At 60.5% G+C, this 18,905-nt stretch carries 12 protein-coding genes; 2 read left to right on the forward strand and 10 right to left on the reverse strand.

Going from position 1 to position 18,905, the window contains the following annotated elements; all coding sequences use genetic code 11:
* Both thyX and ACMLHZ_RS07705 read right to left on the reverse strand, forming a co-directional pair.
* The coding region (gene thyX, locus ACMLHZ_RS07700; protein ID WP_418667176.1) for an FAD-dependent thymidylate synthase at positions 1 to 732 on the reverse strand (732 nt) is incomplete at its 3' end.
* A gap of 18 nt (positions 733 to 750) precedes the next feature.
* A complete protein-coding gene (locus tag ACMLHZ_RS07705; protein WP_418667177.1) occupies positions 751 to 3,261 on the reverse strand; it encodes an ATP-dependent helicase in 2,511 nt (836 codons plus the stop codon).
* 279 nt (positions 3,262 to 3,540) lie between these two features.
* Here ACMLHZ_RS07705 and ACMLHZ_RS07710 point away from each other — a divergent pair, with 279 nt between their 5' ends.
* Positions 3,541 to 3,768 carry an AbrB/MazE/SpoVT family DNA-binding domain-containing protein gene (locus ACMLHZ_RS07710; RefSeq protein ID WP_418667178.1) on the forward strand — a complete coding sequence of 76 codons (228 nt, stop codon included), beginning with the start codon at positions 3,541 to 3,543 and terminating at the stop codon, positions 3,766 to 3,768.
* A complete protein-coding gene (locus tag ACMLHZ_RS07715) occupies positions 3,765 to 4,814 on the forward strand; it encodes an alpha/beta fold hydrolase (protein WP_418667179.1) in 1,050 nt (349 codons plus the stop codon). Before ACMLHZ_RS07710 ends, ACMLHZ_RS07715 begins: the two co-directional genes overlap by 4 nt.
* Before the next feature lie 97 nt (positions 4,815 to 4,911).
* Here the strand turns inward: ACMLHZ_RS07715 and ACMLHZ_RS07720 are convergent, their stop codons facing one another.
* The 8 genes from ACMLHZ_RS07720 to ACMLHZ_RS07755 form a co-directional block, all read right to left on the reverse strand.
* Complete coding sequence (locus ACMLHZ_RS07720) at positions 4,912 to 5,178, reverse strand: pro-sigmaK processing inhibitor BofA family protein (protein ID WP_418667180.1); 267 nt, start codon at positions 5,176 to 5,178, stop codon at positions 4,912 to 4,914.
* Positions 5,175 to 5,438: a DUF2508 domain-containing protein gene (locus ACMLHZ_RS07725; RefSeq protein ID WP_418455140.1), complete on the reverse strand. Its 264-nt coding sequence runs from the start codon at positions 5,436 to 5,438 to the stop codon at positions 5,175 to 5,177. The genes ACMLHZ_RS07720 and ACMLHZ_RS07725 overlap by 4 nt, the downstream gene beginning before the upstream one ends.
* A 141-nt stretch (positions 5,439 to 5,579) precedes the next feature.
* Complete coding sequence (locus ACMLHZ_RS07730) at positions 5,580 to 6,734, reverse strand: MFS transporter (RefSeq protein ID WP_418667181.1); 1,155 nt, start codon at positions 6,732 to 6,734, stop codon at positions 5,580 to 5,582.
* Positions 6,735 to 6,820: 86 nt separating this feature from the next.
* Positions 6,821 to 8,911 carry a ribonuclease R family protein gene (locus ACMLHZ_RS07735; RefSeq protein WP_418667182.1) on the reverse strand — a complete coding sequence of 697 codons (2,091 nt, stop codon included), beginning with the start codon at positions 8,909 to 8,911 and terminating at the stop codon, positions 6,821 to 6,823.
* An 82-nt stretch (positions 8,912 to 8,993) separates the two neighbouring features.
* Positions 8,994 to 9,242, reverse strand: coding sequence for a preprotein translocase subunit SecG (gene secG, locus ACMLHZ_RS07740; RefSeq protein ID WP_418667183.1), 249 nt, complete (start codon positions 9,240 to 9,242; stop codon positions 8,994 to 8,996).
* A 182-nt stretch (positions 9,243 to 9,424) separates the two neighbouring features.
* Positions 9,425 to 11,674, reverse strand: coding sequence for a DNA gyrase subunit A (locus ACMLHZ_RS07745; protein ID WP_418667184.1), 2,250 nt, complete (start codon positions 11,672 to 11,674; stop codon positions 9,425 to 9,427).
* Between the two features lie 88 nt (positions 11,675 to 11,762).
* Positions 11,763 to 13,742, reverse strand: coding sequence for a DNA gyrase/topoisomerase IV subunit B (locus ACMLHZ_RS07750; RefSeq protein ID WP_418667185.1), 1,980 nt, complete (start codon positions 13,740 to 13,742; stop codon positions 11,763 to 11,765).
* Positions 13,743 to 14,024: 282 nt separating this feature from the next.
* Complete coding sequence (locus ACMLHZ_RS07755) at positions 14,025 to 18,521, reverse strand: right-handed parallel beta-helix repeat-containing protein (protein ID WP_418667186.1); 4,497 nt, start codon at positions 18,519 to 18,521, stop codon at positions 14,025 to 14,027.
* Between the last annotated feature and the right edge of the window lie 384 nt (positions 18,522 to 18,905).

Below are 18,905 nucleotides of genomic sequence, written 5' to 3' on the forward strand. Positions count from 1 at the left end.
GCTGTCGCCGCAGCTCATGGCCCCTTCCGGGCAGGCCCCCTTTACGCAGGACGGTCCGGCCGCGGCAAAAAGTGCCGGCGCCACCGGGTATACCAGGCGCAGCATTTCGTCGGCCAGGGCACGGATCTCCCACTGCGCGCGGGAGCAGCATCTATGCCTGAAAAAGTTGTGCAGGCTGCGGGCATTCATGGTCACGATCATTTTGGTCTCGCAGGCATTGGGCAGCACAAAGCGCGCGTCCTCAATGGCCAGCTTCTCGGCCTTTTTGGCCGCCGCGGCTTCGGTCAGGCCCTCCTCCCGCATCAGCCGGCGGGTGTGCCCCTCCTTCAGCAGGGCCGCAATGCGCTCATACTGCTCGTTTTCCGCGCGCATCGCCTGCTCAAAAGCGGCGCTGGCCGCCGGTTCCGCCGCCACCTCGGGCGGCGTTACATATTCAAACCCGTCCAGGCGCACATAGCGCTGGCTCTGCACGCTGTAGCTGGCAATGCGGTGCCGGGTGATCTGGGCCAGCAAACTGCGCGACACCCCCTCCACGGCAAAGGTGAAGCTCACGTGTTCGGTGGGGCTCTCATGGCCCATTTTGGCCAGCCTTTCCACAAATTCCCGGCTTTTTTCCGGGGTAAGGCCAGCCAGCAACTCGTCGATCTGCGCGCCGGAATAGCACAGCTTTGCCGCCGCGGCCACCACCTTTTCCGGCTCAGGGGTATGCGCGAGCAGATTCACCTTCAGCATTGGGCACTTCCTCCTGGTTCATTCTTCCAGCAGGGTGAGCGGCGCATAGTTCGCCATTGTTTTTTTCACACCTGCTTTTTCAAACTGGATCTCCACAATCGTATCCCCGGCCGCAGGGGTGGCCTTGAGCACCACGCCCCGGCCAAACACCTTGTGCTCCACCTTATCTCCCGGCCGGTATCCCCGCTTTGCGCCGCCGGCAGCCGGCATGGGCGCCGCGGGCCGCCCTACCGTGGGCCCGCCGAACGGCCCTGCGCCTGCGCCCGAGGGCTTTGCCCCCTGGCCCGCGCCCCAGCCGCTGCCGCCCCACTGCCGGGCCGCAGCGCCCTGTGCGCCGCCAAAACCGCCGGCTCCGAACGCATGGCCGCCCTGGGAATAGCCCGAGCCCCCAAAACTGCCAAATCCCCCAAAGCTGTGCCTGGCGATCGCGGGGCTCTCGGTCTCGTCCACAAGCTCCGGCTCAATTTCCTCCAAAAAGCGCGAGGGGCGGTTGCGCCGGGTCTGGCCAAAGATCATGCGGCTCTGGCTCGACGAGAGATACAGCTCCTTGCGGGCCCGGGTAATGCCCACATAGCACAGCCGCCGCTCCTCTTCCAGGTCCTCGTCCGAATAGCGCGAAAGCTCGCTGGGGAATATCCCCTCCTCCAGGCCCAGGATGAATACGTAATCAAATTCCAGGCCTTTTGCCGCGTGCATCGTCATCATGACCACCACGTCGGTCTCCTCGTCGTAGCTGTCGATGTCCGAGATCAGGGCGACCTCCTCCAAAAAACCCGCGAGGCTCGCCTCGGGGCCCTTCTGGTCGGCATAGGTCTTCACGCTGGACACCAGCTGCCCCAGGTTCTCCAGGCGCGCCGCGCCCTCGTCGCCCTGCGCCTCCAGCATTTTTTGGTAACCTGTCAGCTCCAGAATGTCGCTCACAAACACATCCAGCGGCTGGCTCTCTGCCGAATCCAGCAATTGCTGGTAGATGCCCCAAAAGCCGTGCAGCGCGTTTGCCGCCCGGCTGATGGCCGGATAGTCCGCCGCGTGCCCGCACACATGCAAAAGGCTTGTGCCCAGGCCCGCGGCAATGTCGGCCATTTTGTCCAGCGTGGTGCCGCCGATCTTGCGGGCCGGCTCGTTGATGATGCGCCGCAGCCGCAGATCATCGCTGGGGTTCGCCACGATGGACATATAAGCAATGATATCCTTTACTTCCTTGCGGTCGTAAAAGCGCTGGCCGCCCACGATCTTGTACGGGATGCCCGCCCGCGCAAAATAGGTTTCCACCGGGCCGGACTGGGCGTTCATGCGGTACAGCACCGCGTGATCCCGCAGGCGCGCGCCGTTTTTCAGGTTCTGACCGATCACGGTGGCGATCTGGCTGGCCTCGTCCTGCTCGTTCTCGGCCAGGTAGTGATGGATCTTTTCCCCTTCCCCGTTCTGGGTCCACAGGGTCTTGCCCTTGCGCCCCTGGTTGTTGCGGATCACGCAGTTGGCCGCGTTCAGGATGCAGGCGGTGGACCGGTAATTCTGTTCCAACCGGATGACCTTCGCGCCCTGGAAGTGCTGCTCAAAGTTCAGGATATTCTCAATGGTGGCGCCCCGGAACCGGTAAATGCTCTGGTCGTCGTCGCCCACCACGCACACGTTTTTATAGCCGCCCGCCAGCAGGCGCACCAGCTGGAACTGGGCCACGCTGGTGTCCTGGTATTCGTCCACCAGCACATAGCGGTATTTTTTTTGGTAGTATTCCAGCACGTCCGGGTGGTCCTGAAACAGGCACACCGTGTGGTAGATCAGGTCGTCAAAATCCATGGCGCCCGCGCTGCGCAGCCGGTCGGCATAGGCCTTGTAGACCTTCGCCACCAGCCCCGCCTTGGTGTCGGCCGGGGCTTCCAGCGCCTCTTCGGGGCTGATGAGCTGGTCCTTCATCCGGCCGATCTGCCCCAGGGCCGACTTTACGGGCAAAAACTTGTCGTCCACCAGCAGCTGCTTGTAGACCTCTTTCATGGCCCGCTGCTGGTCGTCGGTGTCATAAATGGTAAAGCTTTTGGGAAAGCCCAGCCGGTCGGCGTCCCGCCGCAGCATGCGAACACAGGCCGAATGGAAGGTGGAGGCGTTCACGTCCGCCCCCTGCTCCTCGCCCAGCATGGCCGCCAGGCGGCTTTTCAACTCGCCCGCCGCCTTGTTGGTAAAGGTGATCGCCAGCACGTTCCAGGGCCGGGCGGCGTCCCGCCGCAGCATGGGCCACAGCCAGTCGGGCGGCTCGCCGCCGCTCTCCACCGCCGCGCTTAAGGCCTGCACATCCTCTGCCGCCGCCTCCCGCGGCAGCCAGTCGGAGCCGTGGGCAGTTCCAAAACGGATGATATTCGCAATGCGGTTCACCAGCACGGTGGTCTTGCCGCTGCCCGCCCCCGCCAGGATCAGCAGCGGCCCCTCGGTGCAGAACACCGCCTGCTTCTGCACCGGGTTCAGCCGGCCGAACCGGCTCTCAATAAACCTGTCCCGCAGGGTAAGAAACTCCTGATTTTGCTCGCTCGCCATAAGTATACCTTTCCAGTATTCAATCTTAAGCCTCATTATAGCACAAAAGCTGGGGCAAACAAAAGCCCCTCAGGGCAAAAATCCACAAGATACGCGTTTCATTCCCCGCGCTTCCATTCCGGCGCGGCGCTTTCTTCCCTCCTCTCGTTTTCTCCCTCCCGGCTGTTTTTTGTCGGCATTTTAAACAAATTGCTTTCGCGCTTGACTTCCGCTCTTCACAAGTGTATAGTTTTGTTAAACAAATCATACTTTTCATACTTTTTTCAGGAGGTCGTCTTTATGAAACATCCCAAGGGCAAATATGCCTGGACGGTCAAGATCGGCGAAAAAGGGCAGTTCGTGATTCCCAAAGAGGCGCGGGATCTGTTCGATCTGCATCCCGGCGACACCATCATCGTTCTGGCCGACGAAAAGCGAGGCATCGCCATCCCGCCCAAAAACACCTTTGCCAGGCTGGCCGAGCACATTTTTGAGGGGGATCTGCCCTCCGACGAGGCGAAAAAATGAGAAAGGGGGTCAAGGTGTTCGTACTCTGTGTATTGGTTCTTTTCCTTCTCGCCGCTGCCGCCGCAGTCTATTGCTATCGCTGCCTCCACTATTGGCAGGGCGATCTGAAACGCACTATCTCTGCCGGCTTTGAAGAAAAGGACGCTGCCCTGCCCGACGGCTCGGTGATCCACTACGCCGAGGGGCCGGCCGGAGGCCCGCCGCTGCTGCTCATCCATGGGCAGACCGGTACCTGGGCCGATTACGCCCGGGTCCTGCCCGCGCTCAGCGAAAACTGGCATGTGTATGCGGTGGACTGTTACGGCCACGGCGCTTCCTCCCACAATGAGAGCAAATACTACCTGCGGGAAAACGGCGACGACCTGATCTGGTTTTTACAGCAGGTGGTGGGCCAGCCGGCCGTGGTGTCCGGCCATTCCTCCGGCGGCCTGCTGGCCGCATACGTGGCCGCATACGGCGGCAGCGCCGTGGCGGGCGCCGTGCTGGAAGACCCACCCGTCTTCTCCACCGAGCCGGGCAATTTTGAGAGCAGCTTTGCCTACCTCGATACCTACAAGCCCATGCACGACTACACCGCAGGCCCGCAGACCGAATGCTGGGAGGCCTATTACATGCGCCGCTGCCTGTGGGGGCAGCTTTACATGGCCTCCTCCATGGAGGGCCTTGCAAATTATGCCCAGCACTATCACGAAACGCATCCCGGGCAGCCGGTGCAGTATTTTTTCATGCCGGAATCCATTAATTTCACATTTTTGTACACCGCGCAGTACGATTTCCGTTTTGGCGGGCATTTTTACGACTATTCCTGGCACAGCGGCATTTCCCATGCCGATCTTCTGGCCGCCGTCAAGGTCCCCACCGTCTTTCTTCACACCAAAGCCTCTTATACCGAGAGGGGCGTCCTTCTGGCCGCCTCGTCCGACGAACAGGCCCGGCAGGCCGTGCAGCTTATCGGCGATTGTGAATTGATCGAGCTCTCCTCCAACCACGATATCCACCGCTTCAAGCCCCGGCTCTTCATCGACGCGGTAAACAGGCTCTTATAAGCCTCCAAAAAGGCGGGGCAGCGGCTGTAAAGCCCGCTGCCCCGCCTTCTTCCGTTTTCTGAGCCGCTGCGCGGCCGCGCATGTGCAAAACTCCCGCTCACGCCAGCCCGAAGACCAGGTTCAGCACCAGCATGGTCACCACACCCGGCGCCCCCAGCACCACCGCCATGAACGAGGTGAATGCGTTCAGCGCCAGGCCCACCCCGGTAAAGGGCGCCAGCATATTTACTGCGCCCAGCGCCCCCATGCCTGCCAGCGCCGAAGTAAGGCTGGCGCGCAGCGGCTTTTTGTGGCGGCTTGCGGCAAACCCCATCAATACCAAAACCGCGGCGGCCGCAAGCGCCGCCGGGTGCAGCCCGCTCACAGGATCGCCCGCAGCCCCATGGCCCGGGCACGCCGCTGTAAATAGCGGTAACGGCACTGGATCGCCTGATACTCGAACACCCTCTGATCGATCAGTTCGGGCTCGGTTTCCAGATCAAAAAGCATTTGGTTGTGGCGCATTTCGGCCAGGCATTCCCGCAGCTCCTGTTCCAAAACCGGTGTGTGAAGCGCAGGTTCGCTCCCCTGGCTGGATGTGCCGGCCGCCCCGGCGGGCTTTCGGCGCAGTAATGCAATCTCCATTTGCATGCTCCCCTTTCTTTTCAGAACGGTCGATAGTAGGATATGCAAACAGGATTGTCAGTTATTACCAGTTTTATACAGGAGTCTTGTCCCATTGGGGCGGTCTTTGCTCTTTTTATGCCGCTGCAGGCTCCGCCCCGTTCAGCGCCTCCAGGCCGCCCGTGCGGCCAAAAACGCGGCGCCCGCCAAGGCAAGCAGCCCGGCGGCCAAAAAGACCGGGGCAGCGCCGCTTCCCGGCAGCAGGGTCCCCAGCGCGCCGGTAAGGTAGGGTGACACAAAATACCCCACGTTCACAATGGTAAGTACCAGCGCCGTCACCGTGGGCAGATACTTTCCGCCCGCGCACCGCGCAAAGCCCAGCATCAGGCAGGGGCTGAACAGCGCCATGCCCATGGATGCACCGCAAATGCACACCACCGCGCCCCAAAACGTGACGCGCAGCGCTGCCAGCACATAGCCCGCCCCCAGCAGCAGCAGCGCCAGCGCAAAGGTATACGGGCCGGTAAACCGGCGCAGCCAGCCGTAAGCCGCCGCCAAAGCCCCGGAAAGCACGCTGCCCAGGGCGGTGAGCGCCCCGGTCATTGCGGCCGTTCCAAGGCCGTTGCCCTCGATGTAAAGCGACAGGTGAGTTGAGGTGATAAAGTAGAGCGCCGCAAAGCAAAACCCCACGGCGGCAAGGCCCGCGGTGGCGGGCTTATCCCACCGGTCGGCCTCCGGGCCGGTCTGGTCCCCCGCCTGCGTTTCCGGCGCACGGGGCAGCCAAAAGGCCGCTGCCAGCAGCGCCGCCAGCACCAGCGCAAAGCACCAGTAGATGTGATACCAGCCAAAGCCGGCCAGCGCGCCGCCCACCAGCACCGCCGCCACACGGCCAAGCTGCAGCATGCCCGAGGCAACGCCCATCACCTGGCTGCGCTCTGCGCCGGAAAAATGGCCGCTCACCAGCAGCGGGAACAGGGTCGAAGTCATGCCGTAGGCAATGCCCAGCAGCGCGCTCAGCGCAATGAGCACGGGCAGCACGGCATGAAACGCAAGGCTCAGCGCCCCACAGGCAAAGCTGGCGGCCAGTGCCGCCGCCGTGAGCTGCTTTTGCGAAAAGCGCCGCTCCAGCGCCGGCACCGCCAACAGCCCCGGAATGCTGGTGAGGTTCGGCAGGGTGAGCACCAGCAGCACGGTGTTCTCGCCCGCCTGCGGGAACGCCGCCACCATACCGCTCACCGCAACGGCGGGCAGCATATACATCAGGTTTACAAAGCAGACGGAATAAATGGCAAACTTGGTCTTCAACGCACGGTCCACGGCGGCACGTTTCCTTTCAAAGTAAAATAAAGCACGGGCGGCGCCGCCCCGAACCTTCCCGTTCGGGCCGCGCCGCCTGCCATGGCTCAGTCTTCCAAAAGCTCAAAATCCACATGGCCCAGCGCCACGTCCACCGCCAGCGCCTTTACCTGCACAGCCTGCCCCAGATCCCACTGGCGGCCGGTCAGCGGGTCGCGCCAGCGCACACCCTCGGTCAGCTCGGGTTCGCCCTTGCACAGGGTATCGGTGCGCACCAGCCCCTCCACGGTATTTTCCAGCTCCACATACAGGCCCTGGCGCGTCACGCCGGCCACAATGCCCCCAAAAGTCTCGCCCAGGTGGGCGCCCATATACTCGGCCTTGTAGCAGCCTTCCGCCGCGCGTTCCAGCTGCATGGCGGCCATCTCCCGCGCGCTGGACTCCCCGCTTGCCTCAGCGGCAAATTTTTCATACCGCTTTTTCACTTCGCCCCGGTCCACCCCGGCGCACCAATCGCTCAGGATGCGGTGGATGGCCAGATCCGGATAGCGCCGGATGGGGCTTGTAAAGTGGGCGTAATCCGCAAGCGCCAGGCCGTAATGCCCTTTGGGCTCCGGCTCATACTTTGCCTTGGCCATGGTGCGCAGCACCGCGGTGTGCACCGGCCGTTCCAGCGGGGTGCCGCGGGTGGAGTCCAGCAGCGCCGCCAGCTCGGGCTGGGTGGGAACTTCGCCCGCAAATTGTGCCTTCAGCCCGCAGGCCCGCAGCAGGGCCTGCAATTTTTCCACCCGCTCCGGATCCGGCTCCTCGTGTACCCTGTACACAAAGGGCAGCTGGTTTTCCCGCGCCAGCCTGGCCGCACACCCGTTCGCCAGCAGCATAAACTCTTCGATCATGCGCTCGCTCAGGCCGCGCCGGCGTTTTTCCACGCCCACGCAGCGCCCTTCTTCGTCCAGCAAAAGCTTGGCCTCGCCGCTTTCCAGTTCAATGCCGCCCCGCTGCCTGCGCAGCGCGGTGCGCTTTTCATACAGCTCGCGCATGGCGGGCAGCTGCTCTGCCACATCGGCATATTTTTTTTGCAGCGCATCGTCCGCCGCCCCCTCCAAAAGGGCGTTCAGCTCACTGTACACGCCCTTTACCCGGCTGCGGATCACGGTCTTTTCAAAACGGAAACTCTTTACCTGGCCCTTCGCATCAAGCTGCATCAGGCAGGAGAACGCAAGCCTGTCCGCCCCTTCGTTCAGGCTGCACAGCCCGTTCGACAGCTGCCGCGGCAGCATGGGGATCACACTGTCGGCATAATAGACCGAGGTGCCGCGGCGCAGCGCCTCCTTGTTCAGTTCGCTGCCCGGGCGCACATAATGGCTCACATCCGCAATGTGCACCCCCAGCTCATAGCCCGCCTCGCTCACCGCCAGGCTAATGGCGTCGTCAATGTCCTTGGTCTGGGCAGAATCAATGGTGAAAATAGGCCAGTGGCGCAGGTCGGTGCGTTTTTTCAGGTCGGCGGCCTGGGGCTCGGCCAGCTTGCGTGCCTCGGCCTTGACCTTTTCTGGGAAATGACGGGACAGCCCCGCGCTGTACAAAAGCGCGCGCACGCACTGCTTGGCCTCCCCCGCGCTGCCAAAACGCATGGCCACGCCCGCCCGGTGCTCGGCATAATCGGCGCCGCGGGTGAGCAGCTCCACCGCCGCCTTGTCGCCGTTCTGGGCACCGCCGTCGGCGCTCTTTTTGATCTGGATGCGCAGCGAAGGGCACTCGTCCGGCGCCAGATACAGCCTGCCGTTTTCCTCCGTCACCGTGCCCACAAAGGTTTGCCGCGGTTCAGTGACCGCCAGAACCTCGCCTTCCAGGCTGCCGGGCACCCGCGGCTTTTCATACAGGCGCACCAGCACGCCGTCGCCGGGCAGCGCCCCCGAAAGCCCCCGGGATGGGATGAATACATCCGGCCCCCCTGCATTCTGGGCGGCAAACCCAAAGCTGCTGCCCAGTTTTACAAGTGTGCAGGGCAGCGCCTCCTCCGCCATGCGGCTTTTCACCGCAAAATAAGCGCCCTGTTTCTGGCAGATCCTGCCCTTTGCCAGCAGTTCTTCCACCGCCCGCTGCACCTTTTTGTCGTTGCCCAGCTTTTCCTTCAGCTCTTTTAATCGGCGGGGCTTTTTTTCTATCTCGCGCAGTACCTTGGAACGTATCGACATCTTGTTTTCTCCTCCCGGTTCTCCCAGCCCCCAGCAAACAAAGAGGGCCCGCGCCAGCGCGGACCCTCTTGCTCTCTTGGGATCAGCCTTTCATGACGCTCAGAACGCTGACCAAAATTGTTACCACGATGAACACGATGCCCAGGATCTTGGTGGCTTTCGCCATCTTGGCGTCCTTGGCGCGGGTGCGGCCCGCTTCCATCATGCTGTTGTCGCCCATAATGGCGCCCGAAAGCCCCTTGCCCTTGGATTCCTGCGCGAGGGTAAGCCCAACGATGGCCACAGCAGCCAGAATCAGCACAACGCCGCTGATGATCTCAATAATACTCATAGTGTGAACGCTCCCTTAGCTTATTATGCACGATAAATAATATCACAGCCGGCCGCAAAATGCAAGAAATTTCTGGCTTTGCGCCAGGTTCCGGCGGCCTTTTTTATTACTTCAAACCAAAAATCTTATTGCAAGTATCCGCACGGTCAAAAAACAGCCTTTCCTCCACCGCAGCTTATGGCTCACAGGCCCAGCTGCAGCTGTTCCGCCAGATCCTCCTGGCGCAGCAGGGCACCTGCGGCGGGCAGGGTGCGCACCCTGTAGCGGTGGGGGTTTGCCAGCTCCACCTCACCCGCAGGCTTCACACTCTCCACCCGCTGGTTTTTCTTCAGGGTCACGACCCCCACGCCCGCGGAATCACGGGTCTGCTTTTCGCTGATCTGGGTCGAGTGCACCAGCAGCAGCCTGCCCGCCGTGGTGCGCACGGCCAGCTCCGCCTCGCCCGGCAGCTGCAGCATGGCCGCCAGCTCCGCCTTGTCGCTGTAAGCCTTCAGCAGCTTTTTGCGGTTTTGCTTGGTGGCGTAGCTGGCAAGGGGCACCCGGGCGCATTTGCCGTTTTGGAAGAAAAACAGCATATGCCCCTTGTAATCGTCGGTTACCGCCAAAAACACCGGGATCTCTCCCTCCTCCATGCCCAGCTTCACGGCCACATAGTCGCCCAGAACGCTGGCCTTGGTGTCGGCAAAATCCCCCGCGCGGCACTTGTACACCTGGTGATGATTGGTGAAGAAAAGCAGCCAGACCGTGTTGTGGGTCTCGCACTGCCAGTTGATCTCGTCGCCCTCCTTGAGCTTTTGCTCGCCGCTCATGCGCAGCGACTGTGGGGTGATCTTTTTGAAGTACCCCTCCCGGGTAAAGAACACGGTCACCGGGTAATCCGGCATTGTGTCCTCCTCGGTTTCCTCCTCGGCCGCGGGGGCCTCGTACAGAATGGGGCAGCGCCGCGGCTGGCCGTATTTCTTGGCCACGGCGGCCAGCTCTTCCATAATGATGCGGCGGATCTTGGCGTTCGAGCCCAGGATCGCCTCCAGCCTCGCGATCTCCTTTTCCAGCTCGTCGGTTTCCTGGGTGCGCTTGAGGATATATTCCCGGTTAAGGTGCCGCAGCTTGATCTCGGCTACATACTCCGCCTGTACCTGGTCGATGCCAAACCCGATCATCAGGTTGGGCACCACCTCGGCCTCCTCGCTGGTCTCGCGCACGATGCGGATCGCCTTGTCGATGTCCAGCAGAATGGCCTCCAGGCCCTTGAGCAGGTGCAGGCGCTTTTTCTTGCCCTGCAAATCGTAATAGGTGCGCCGGCGCACGCATTCGGTGCGGAACGCGGTCCACTCGGTCAGGATCTCGGCAACCCCCATTACCCGGGGCTGCCCCCCCACCAGCACATTGAAGTTGCAGGCGAACGAGTCCTCCAGCGGGGTGATGCGGAACAGCTTCTGCATCAGCTTGTCCGGGTCCTGGCCGCGCTTGAGGTCAATGGTCAGCTTCAGGCCGTTCAGGTCGGTCTCGTCCCGCATGTCGCTGATCTCTTTCACGCGGCCCACCTTTACCAGCTCTGCGATCTTGTCCATGATCGCCTCCACCGTGGTGGTGGGGGGAATGCGGGTGATCTCCAGCATGTTGCCATCTTTTTCGTAGTTGTAGATCGCGCGCACCCGCACGCTGCCGCGGCCCGTGGCATAAATGCGGCGCAGCTCCTCCTCGTTGTATAAGATCTCGCCGCCGCCCACAAAGTCCGGCGCGGGCAGGGTGCTGAGCAGGTCGTGCCCCGGGTCTTTCATCAGGGCCACGGTGGTCTCGCACAGCTCCGCCAGGTTAAACGAGCAGATGTTGGACGCCATGCCCACCGCGATGCCCAGGGTGTTGTTGGCCAGGATCGTGGGGAACGTGACCGGCAGCAGGGTCGGCTCGGTGGTGGTGCCGTCGTAGTTGGGCACAAAATCCACGGTGTCCTTGTCGATGTCGCGGAACAGCTCCTCGCACACTGGGTCCAGCTTTGCCTCGGTATAACGGCTTGCCGCATACGACATATCCCGGCTGTACGCCTTGCCAAAGTTGCCCTTGGAGTCCACAAAGGGCACCAGCAGGCTCTCGTTGCTGCGCCCCATGCGCACCATGGTTTCATAGATCGCCGCATCGCCGTGGGGGTTCAGGTGCATGGTGCTGCCCACGATGTTGGCGCTTTTTGTGCGCCCGCCCTTCAGCAGGCCCATGCCGTACATGGTGTACAGCAGCTTGCGGTGGGCGGGCTTGAAGCCGTCGATCTCGGGCAAAGCGCGGCTCACGATCACGCTCATGGCATAGGGCATATAATTTTTTTCCAGCGTTTCGGTAATGGGCGTTTGCAGCACCACGCCGGCGTCCAGTATCTCCACCCCGTCGCCCAGCTGCGGGCGTGCGGGCACGATTTTTTTGGGTTGCTTTTTAGCCATTCTCTTTCCTCACCTCAAAGTTACAGATCCGCCGGGCCGGCGTTTTGCCGCCAGCCGGCGCCGGCCGGTCCAAATACATGCGCCCCGGTCAGGAAACATCCAGATCATCCAGATACTCGGCCCCGTGCAGGGCAATGTGCTCCTTGCGTCCCGCCAGGTTGTCGCCCAAAAGCAGGTCGAACACCCGCGAGGTGCGCTCGGCCTCCTCCGGGTCCACCTTGATCAGCCGCCGGCTCGCGGGGTTCATGGTGGTGAGCCACATCATTTCCGGGTCGTTCTCGCCCAGGCCCTTGGAGCGCTGGATGGTGTATTTTTCCTTGCCGCCGATGCGGCTCATGATATTGGCCTTTTCCGGCTCGGTGTAGGCAAAATAGGTCTTGCCGCGGGTGTTGATCTCGTACAGGGGGCTTTCCGCAATATACACGTAGCCCTCCTGGATCAGGGTGGGCACCAGGCGGTAGATCATGGTCAGCACCAGGGTTCGGATCTGGTAGCCGTCCACATCGGCGTCGGTGCAGATCACCACCTTGTTGAAGCGCAGGTTTTCCAGGTTGAAGGTGGCAAGATCCTTTTTTGCCTTGCCCCCCAGCTCCACCCCGCAGCCCATCACCTTGATCAGGTCGGTGATGATCTCGGATTTGAAAATGCGGTCATAATCAGCCTTCAGGCAGTTCAGGATCTTGCCCCGGATGGGCATGATTGCCTGAAATTCAGAGTCCCGGCTCTGCTTCACCGCGCCCATGGCCGAATCGCCCTCCACGATGTACAGCTCGCGGCGGCTGGCGTCCTTGGTGCGGCAGTCCACGAATTTCTGCACCCGGTTGGCGATATCCAGCTGGCTCACCATGGTCTTTTTGATGGTCTGGCGGGCTTTTTCCGCGTGCTCGCGGCTCTGCTTGTTAATCAGCACCTGCTGGCAGATCTTTTGGGCCTCGTCCGGCTTTTCCAGAAAATACACTTCCAGGTAGTGCTTCAAAAACTCGGTGATGGCCTGCCCCACAAATTTGTTGGTAATGGCCTTTTTCGTCTGGTTTTCATAGCTGGTGCGGGTGGAAAAGCTGCTGGACACATAAATCAGGCAGTCCTGCACGTCGGCAAAGGTGATCTTGCTCTCGTTTTTCTTATAAAGCCCCTTGTTTTTCAGGTAATTGTCGATCTGGTTCACAAAGGCGGTGCGCACCGCCCGGTCCGGGCTGCCGCCATGCTCCAAAAAGCTGGAATTGTGATAGTATTCCAAAAGCTGGTTTTTGTTGGAGAAGCAAAAAGCCGCGCTCATCTTCACCTTGTAGTCGGGCTGGTCCTCCCGGTCGCGGCCGGTCGCGGCCGACTCGCAGTAGAGCACGGGGGTCAATGCGTCCAGGCCCGCCACCTCGTTCACGTAGTCCTCAATGCCCTTTTCGTAATAGAACTCGGTGGTGGTCTTTTTGCCGCCGGTCTCGTCCGCCAGCACCAGCGTAAGGCCCGCGTTGACCACGGCCTGCCGCTTCATGGTATCTGCAAAATACTCGGCGGGCACATTGATGTCGGTGAACACCTGGGTGTCCGGCTTCCAGCGGATGGTGGTGCCGGTCTTTTTCCGGGTGGTCGGCTCCTGCTGCAGCTTGCCCACCGGCTCGCCATGACGGAATTCCAGATGATAGTGGAAGCCGTCGCGGTACACGTCGGCGGTCATCCACTCGCTGGCGTACTGGGTGGCGCACAGGCCCAGGCCGTTCAGCCCCAGCGAATACTCGTAGTTATCGTCGCCCGCACCGTATTTGCCGCCCGCGTACATCTCGCAGAACAAAAGCTCCCAATTGTAGCGGTTCTCCCGCTTGTTAAAATCCACCGGCAGTCCGCGGCCAAAGTCCTCCACCTGGATGCTGCCGTCCGCAAAGCGGGTAAGCACGATCCGGTCGCCGTAGCCCTCGCGGGCCTCGTCGATGGAGTTGGAAAGAATCTCAAAGATCGAGTGCGCGCAGCCCTCCGCCCCATCCGAGCCAAAAATAACCGCAGGGCGCTTGCGCACCCGATCAGCGCCCTTTAGGCTGGTAATGCTCTCGTTGCCGTAATCCTGTTTTTTTGCCAACTTGCTTTTCTCCCTTTCGCAAAACGGTCCGCGCCTCACAAAAAGCGCGCCGCACCGCCGTCAAAACGGCGGCGGCGCGCTTTTTGGCGCACCTGTCCCCTATATTTTGTACATTCTTTCTTATTTAACCACGCAAAGCCACAAAATGTCAAGCCGGCCCCCCTGCAAAAAGGCCCCCCGGCGCCAAGCGCCGGGGGGCAGGAAGTAAAAACTTTCCGCAGCGGAACAACGAGTGTTTCCGGGTCGCCCGCTCTGGCCGCCGCTTTCGCGGCCTGCGCGCTTTTATCTGCGCCGGCGCACTGCCACCAGCGCTGCCGCCAGGATCAGCAGCAACGCGGCGGCGCCGATCGCCACCCAAAGCCACACGCCCGGCCCGGCTCCCTGTGCCGCTGTGGGCCCAGGTGTTGTGCTGGACGCCGCCTGCGGCGTTTCGCTGGGCTGTGGCGCCTCGGTGGGCTTGGGCGCCTGGGTCGGCTCCGGTTCTGCCGTTGTTTCCGGCTGCTCCGCGGGCGCTTCGGCGGGGGTCGCGCTCGCTTTTTGCCCCAGCGTTTGTGTGGTGTAGCCCGCCAGATCGGTCAGGTTATGCCCGTTGTCCGGGTCAAATCCCGCTTTTTTCAGCTGCACACCGTTAAAGCTGAAGGAATCCGCCCCCCGCTTAAAGGTTACTGTCAGGTCCTTGCCGAAAATCTGCTGCCAGATATACTGGGGCACCGCGATCTCCCGCGCCACATCCAGCGTCAGGGCGCCCTTCTCCCCAAGCGCCTGCAGCTGCGCCAGCACGCCGTGCCAATTGTAAGGCACCGGGGTTGGGGCGGGGGTTCCCCCCGTGTCGCCCGCATCACCCGTGTCGCCCGTGCTGCCGGTGCTTTCCGGCGGCTTGTAGGCGTTGAACGTCACCACGAAATCGCTGAAATGCGTGGCGGCCACCGGCAAAAATTTTTCACCCTCCTGCTGCTCCACAAACGGCCACTGCGTATCGGCCACGGTGCCGTCCGGCCGCAGATGCTCTACCTTCGCCTGGCTTCCCAGCGCAATGACCCCGGGCACCGGCAGGCAGAATGTAATGGCCCCGCCGCTCAGTTTGTTGTTTTCCATGCGGGCCTCTGTGCCGCTGGCGGGCTTTACCCAGGGCTCCACCTTGAAAGTAAGAACCGCCGGCATCAGCACCACCTGATTTTGATCGGCATCGTAATCCGCCCTTAACTCCAGGTCGTTCAGCCCGATCTTTAGGTAAACCTGGTCCCCTTCGCTCAGCTGTTCATGGGCCGCTTTGGCAAGGCCCTGGGCCGGGCTGGCCGCGTGGGGGTTAGCCGCAATTTCGTTGTTCAGACCTTCCACCGCAGTTTCTTTGTTTTCATCGGTGATAACCGTGCCTGCAGGGGCGCCGGCGGGCACCGGAGGCGTTTCCACCTTGTCCTTGTCCACCTGGCTTTCCGCCGCGCTAACGGCCAGCAGAACCTTCATGGCCTCGTCCTCGTAATAGCTTTCGCACTTCACCTTATAGTTGAGCAGCGCCCCATCGGTGGAGAAGTTGCATCTTGGAAGCCCGCCGCCATAGTAGTTGCCTGAGCCGTCCAGCTCGGTTTTAGGTGAAAGGTTCCACAGGTCTTCAGCACAGCCGACAAAGCGGTTCTTTTCAAAGGTCAGGGTGCCTGTGCCCTCATAGCTCTCGTGCAGGCGCAGCCCGGTGCCGCAATTTTCTACCAAATTCCCCTGCACCTTTACCGTTCCTGCCTGTGCGCCCGAGAGTTGGATGCCGCGCAGCAAGGTGCTCTCGATCGTGTTGTTCTCGATGATCAGTGTCTGCCCGCCGGGTACCACGTCTGCCTGAATGCCGCGCCCGGTCTTCTTGATCTGGTTGCCGGAAACCAGGTTCTCCGCTGCCGCACCGCTGTTCAGTGCCAAGCTCAGGTTGATGGCCGCAAGGCTCTGCGCCCCACCCGCCGCCATGGCGGTGGCGTCAAACGCATTGTTCAAAAAGCGCAGTCCCGTGGCGGTATCCCTTTGGGGGTTGATATTGACATTGATCCAGCCCTTCCCCGTTTCCGAGAGGAATTGGTTGTTCTGAATGGTCACATTCCGGAAAAAGCGTTCCTCGGAAGCATGCCACCCCATCAGCGTGATACCGCAGTTTTTAAAGGTGAAGCCCTCTATGCACAAGCCAGTCCAATTGCTGCCGGTGATGCCGCCGGTAAGCGTTACCTCCCCCGCCGCCTTCAGCGTGACGTTCTCTGCAATCCCCTCGATTTTCACCGGTTCGGTGTAAGTGCCGGGGTTCACCAAAATCGTTTCGCCGGGCTTGGCCGCCGCCAGCGCGTCCGCAATGGTGGGGTAATAAACTTCGCCGATTTGGGCCGGGCCATACACCGTCCAGCCGCTGTTTGTTTTTACCGCCTTATACTTGATGCCATCGGCAAAATTGGTTTTGTAAGTGAACGTGTTGGGGTTTCCGGCCGCGTTGGAAATGGCCCCCGCTTCCCCATTTACAGTGCCCTTATTGGTGAAGCCGATGATCTCCAGGGTAGCGGATTTGTCCAGGTATCCAAAGCCAAACACATATCCCATGGAGCCTTTCACCGCAATGGCGCCGCTGTGTGCGCAGTTATAGACCCCAATGGTGCCCTTACTGCCCGAGGCCGTGCCAAACATGGATCCTACATTGTAGGCTTTTTCCCCCGACAGATCCACGCTGCTGCTGCAATTTATAAACTCTGTGGTTTCTTCGCCCCCCTGATAGACCGAACCGGCGATACCTCCCATCCCATAGGACGCGCCGGAGGCGGTAATGACTCCGCTCACCGCAATATTTTCAAAGGTGCTGTTTGCCGCCTGACCCACAACGCCACCAAGCGTGCCCGTATTCGTTGTATAATTACAATCTTTCAGCGTTAGATCTTTTACAACGGAACTGCCCAGCCAGATAAACAAGCCGGCATATCCGTTTTGATCCTCGATCCGCAGGTTCGAAACTATGTGGCCCCTGCCGTCAAATGTAAGGCCTTCCACTTCACCGATGGTTTGGAACGCGCTCCCTTGCGGCATGTCCAGGTCGTTTTTCAGAACAACCGTTTTGGGCATTTGATTTGTGGCATTCAAATAAGAAAGCCATTGCAGCTCCATGGGGGTGGAAATGGCATAGGTGCCCCCGCTTAAGGGCAGTCCCTTCACGCTTCCGCTGCCCGTGATCTTTCCGGGCTGCGTCATGTAGCCTTTTACCGTCAGCGCACCATTGTTTTCCATTGTCCCGTTCAAAGTCAGCACTGCCCCTTGGGCCACGGTGAGCGAACTGCCCTCTGGGATCGTGATCTTCGCGGTCCTTGGCAAAACAGCCGAGGCATTTAGGGTAATATTTCCGCTAAGGGTGCAGCTGGCGCCCGTTTTCAGATCAAGTCCGTTCAATACGGCGGCAAGATCCATCCCAGACGTGATGGTCATTGTCGGCGCGCCTGTAATGGCTTTTACAGTGTAAACGCCGTTTTCCACCTTTTCCACGTAAGCGCTCTGCCCAAGATAGGGCGACGGATCGCTGCTCCACTTGCCACCCAAAACAGTAATGGTTTGACCTGCTGCGCTGCCATTTACCGCACTGTAAGTCTCGTGGCCGCTGAAAGAACCCCCTGTCACGGTAACTTTGGCCGTGTCACCGTCACAAAAGATGGCCGCCCGCGAAAGGCTTTCCACCGTGCCTCCCGTGATCGTCAGCTGTCCGCTGGCCCGGTTTTCAATGGCGCTGAACGCATTATCCCAACCGCCGTCGTCGCCCACCCGTGTGGAAGTGACCTTGGTTTGTTCCCCCGAGATTGTGCAGGTACCCGAGTTCAAAAGTGCCACCGCGCCTGCGCTGGTAACGGCGCCTCCCTTGATCTCCAGCGTTGCCCCACTGTCGTTTTTAAGCGTGCGGGTGCAGGGGTTCGAAGCATCATAGGTGTTGGAAATGGTGCCGCTCTGGTTTCCACTGGAATCCACGATCGTAAGGTTGCCTTCGTTCAAAATAACATATTTTTTCGCATAGTTATTCCCGTTGGTTTTTAGTTGGGCGGTCACCTTAAAGCCGGCCAGATCCAGTGTCAGCACTTTGTCGGACGGCACCGTTACAACAGCCTGGATGTCGGTTCCCGTATCCTCCAAGGCCCCGCCGTCAATGTCTTTCAGCAAAACGATCTCAGCGCCACCTTGGGCTGCGTCCACGGCCGCTTGCAGCGTAGGATAGGTGGTTCCTCCAATTTTTGCCACGGCAGTGTCGCCTGCAGTTTCTTCTGCCGCATTGTTCGGCAAGGAAAAGCTCCGGGCCTTCGGGAAGGGCAATATCTCCTCATTTGTACCGGCGGCCGAACCGGTATCGCCTTCTGTTCCCGGCTGCTTTCCGGGCCCTTCCACCGGTTCTCCTTCGGGTGCCTGAACAGGCTGCCCGGATGGTTCTGCGTTGGGTTCTGCAGTACCCTCGGAAAGCTGCACCGAGCCCACAAGCGTTTTTTCCCCAGGTGTTTCCGTTGGCGTCGCAGCCAGCGTTTCCTGTGCCGGGGCAGAAGGCTCGGCCGCAGACGGCACAGCAGGGCTCATCGAGGGGGCCAAGGCCGTATTTGAAGGTTGGACTGTGGATGTTTCAAGGGGCGTGGTCACAGGCATCTCTTCAGGCTTCTGGATATTCTGCACCTGCCCAGCCCCCGCAACGTCCTCCACCAACACCGGCGTGTCGGCATAGGTCAAGGGCAGCCAAAGGCCCACTGCAAGCGCTGCCGCCGCCGCAAAGCTGAACATCCGTATCGCTTTTCGCTTCATTTTTTCTCCTCCACGGCACTTGCCGCACGAAAACGTAAAGATTTCCATTCTGACAAAATTCACTGTTTTGAAGATGATTTTCCTGCGATTTTTATTATAAAACACAACAACCGAAATGTCTACCCTGACGAATGGAAATCTTTACTATTAAATTCATAAATTCCGCGTTTTTAACACAAATTTTGCGCCGCGGCCCGCTCCGGCGCTGTCCATGGAAAAATAGCCCCCGTCCTGCCTCAAGTGAACCGCCCCAGATAAAATAGATAGTAAAAAGGAAAGCCAATCGCAGAATATCTCAGGATTACACCGTCTGGCACCGTATTTGAAACGGAGTCAGACGGTATTTTAATTGAAACCGCTCAAAGTTGTAAAAATGGATATAGT

The organism is Allofournierella sp., from assembly GCF_048388525.1.
In the GTDB taxonomy this organism is placed as follows: domain Bacteria; phylum Bacillota; class Clostridia; order Oscillospirales; family Ruminococcaceae; genus BQOK01.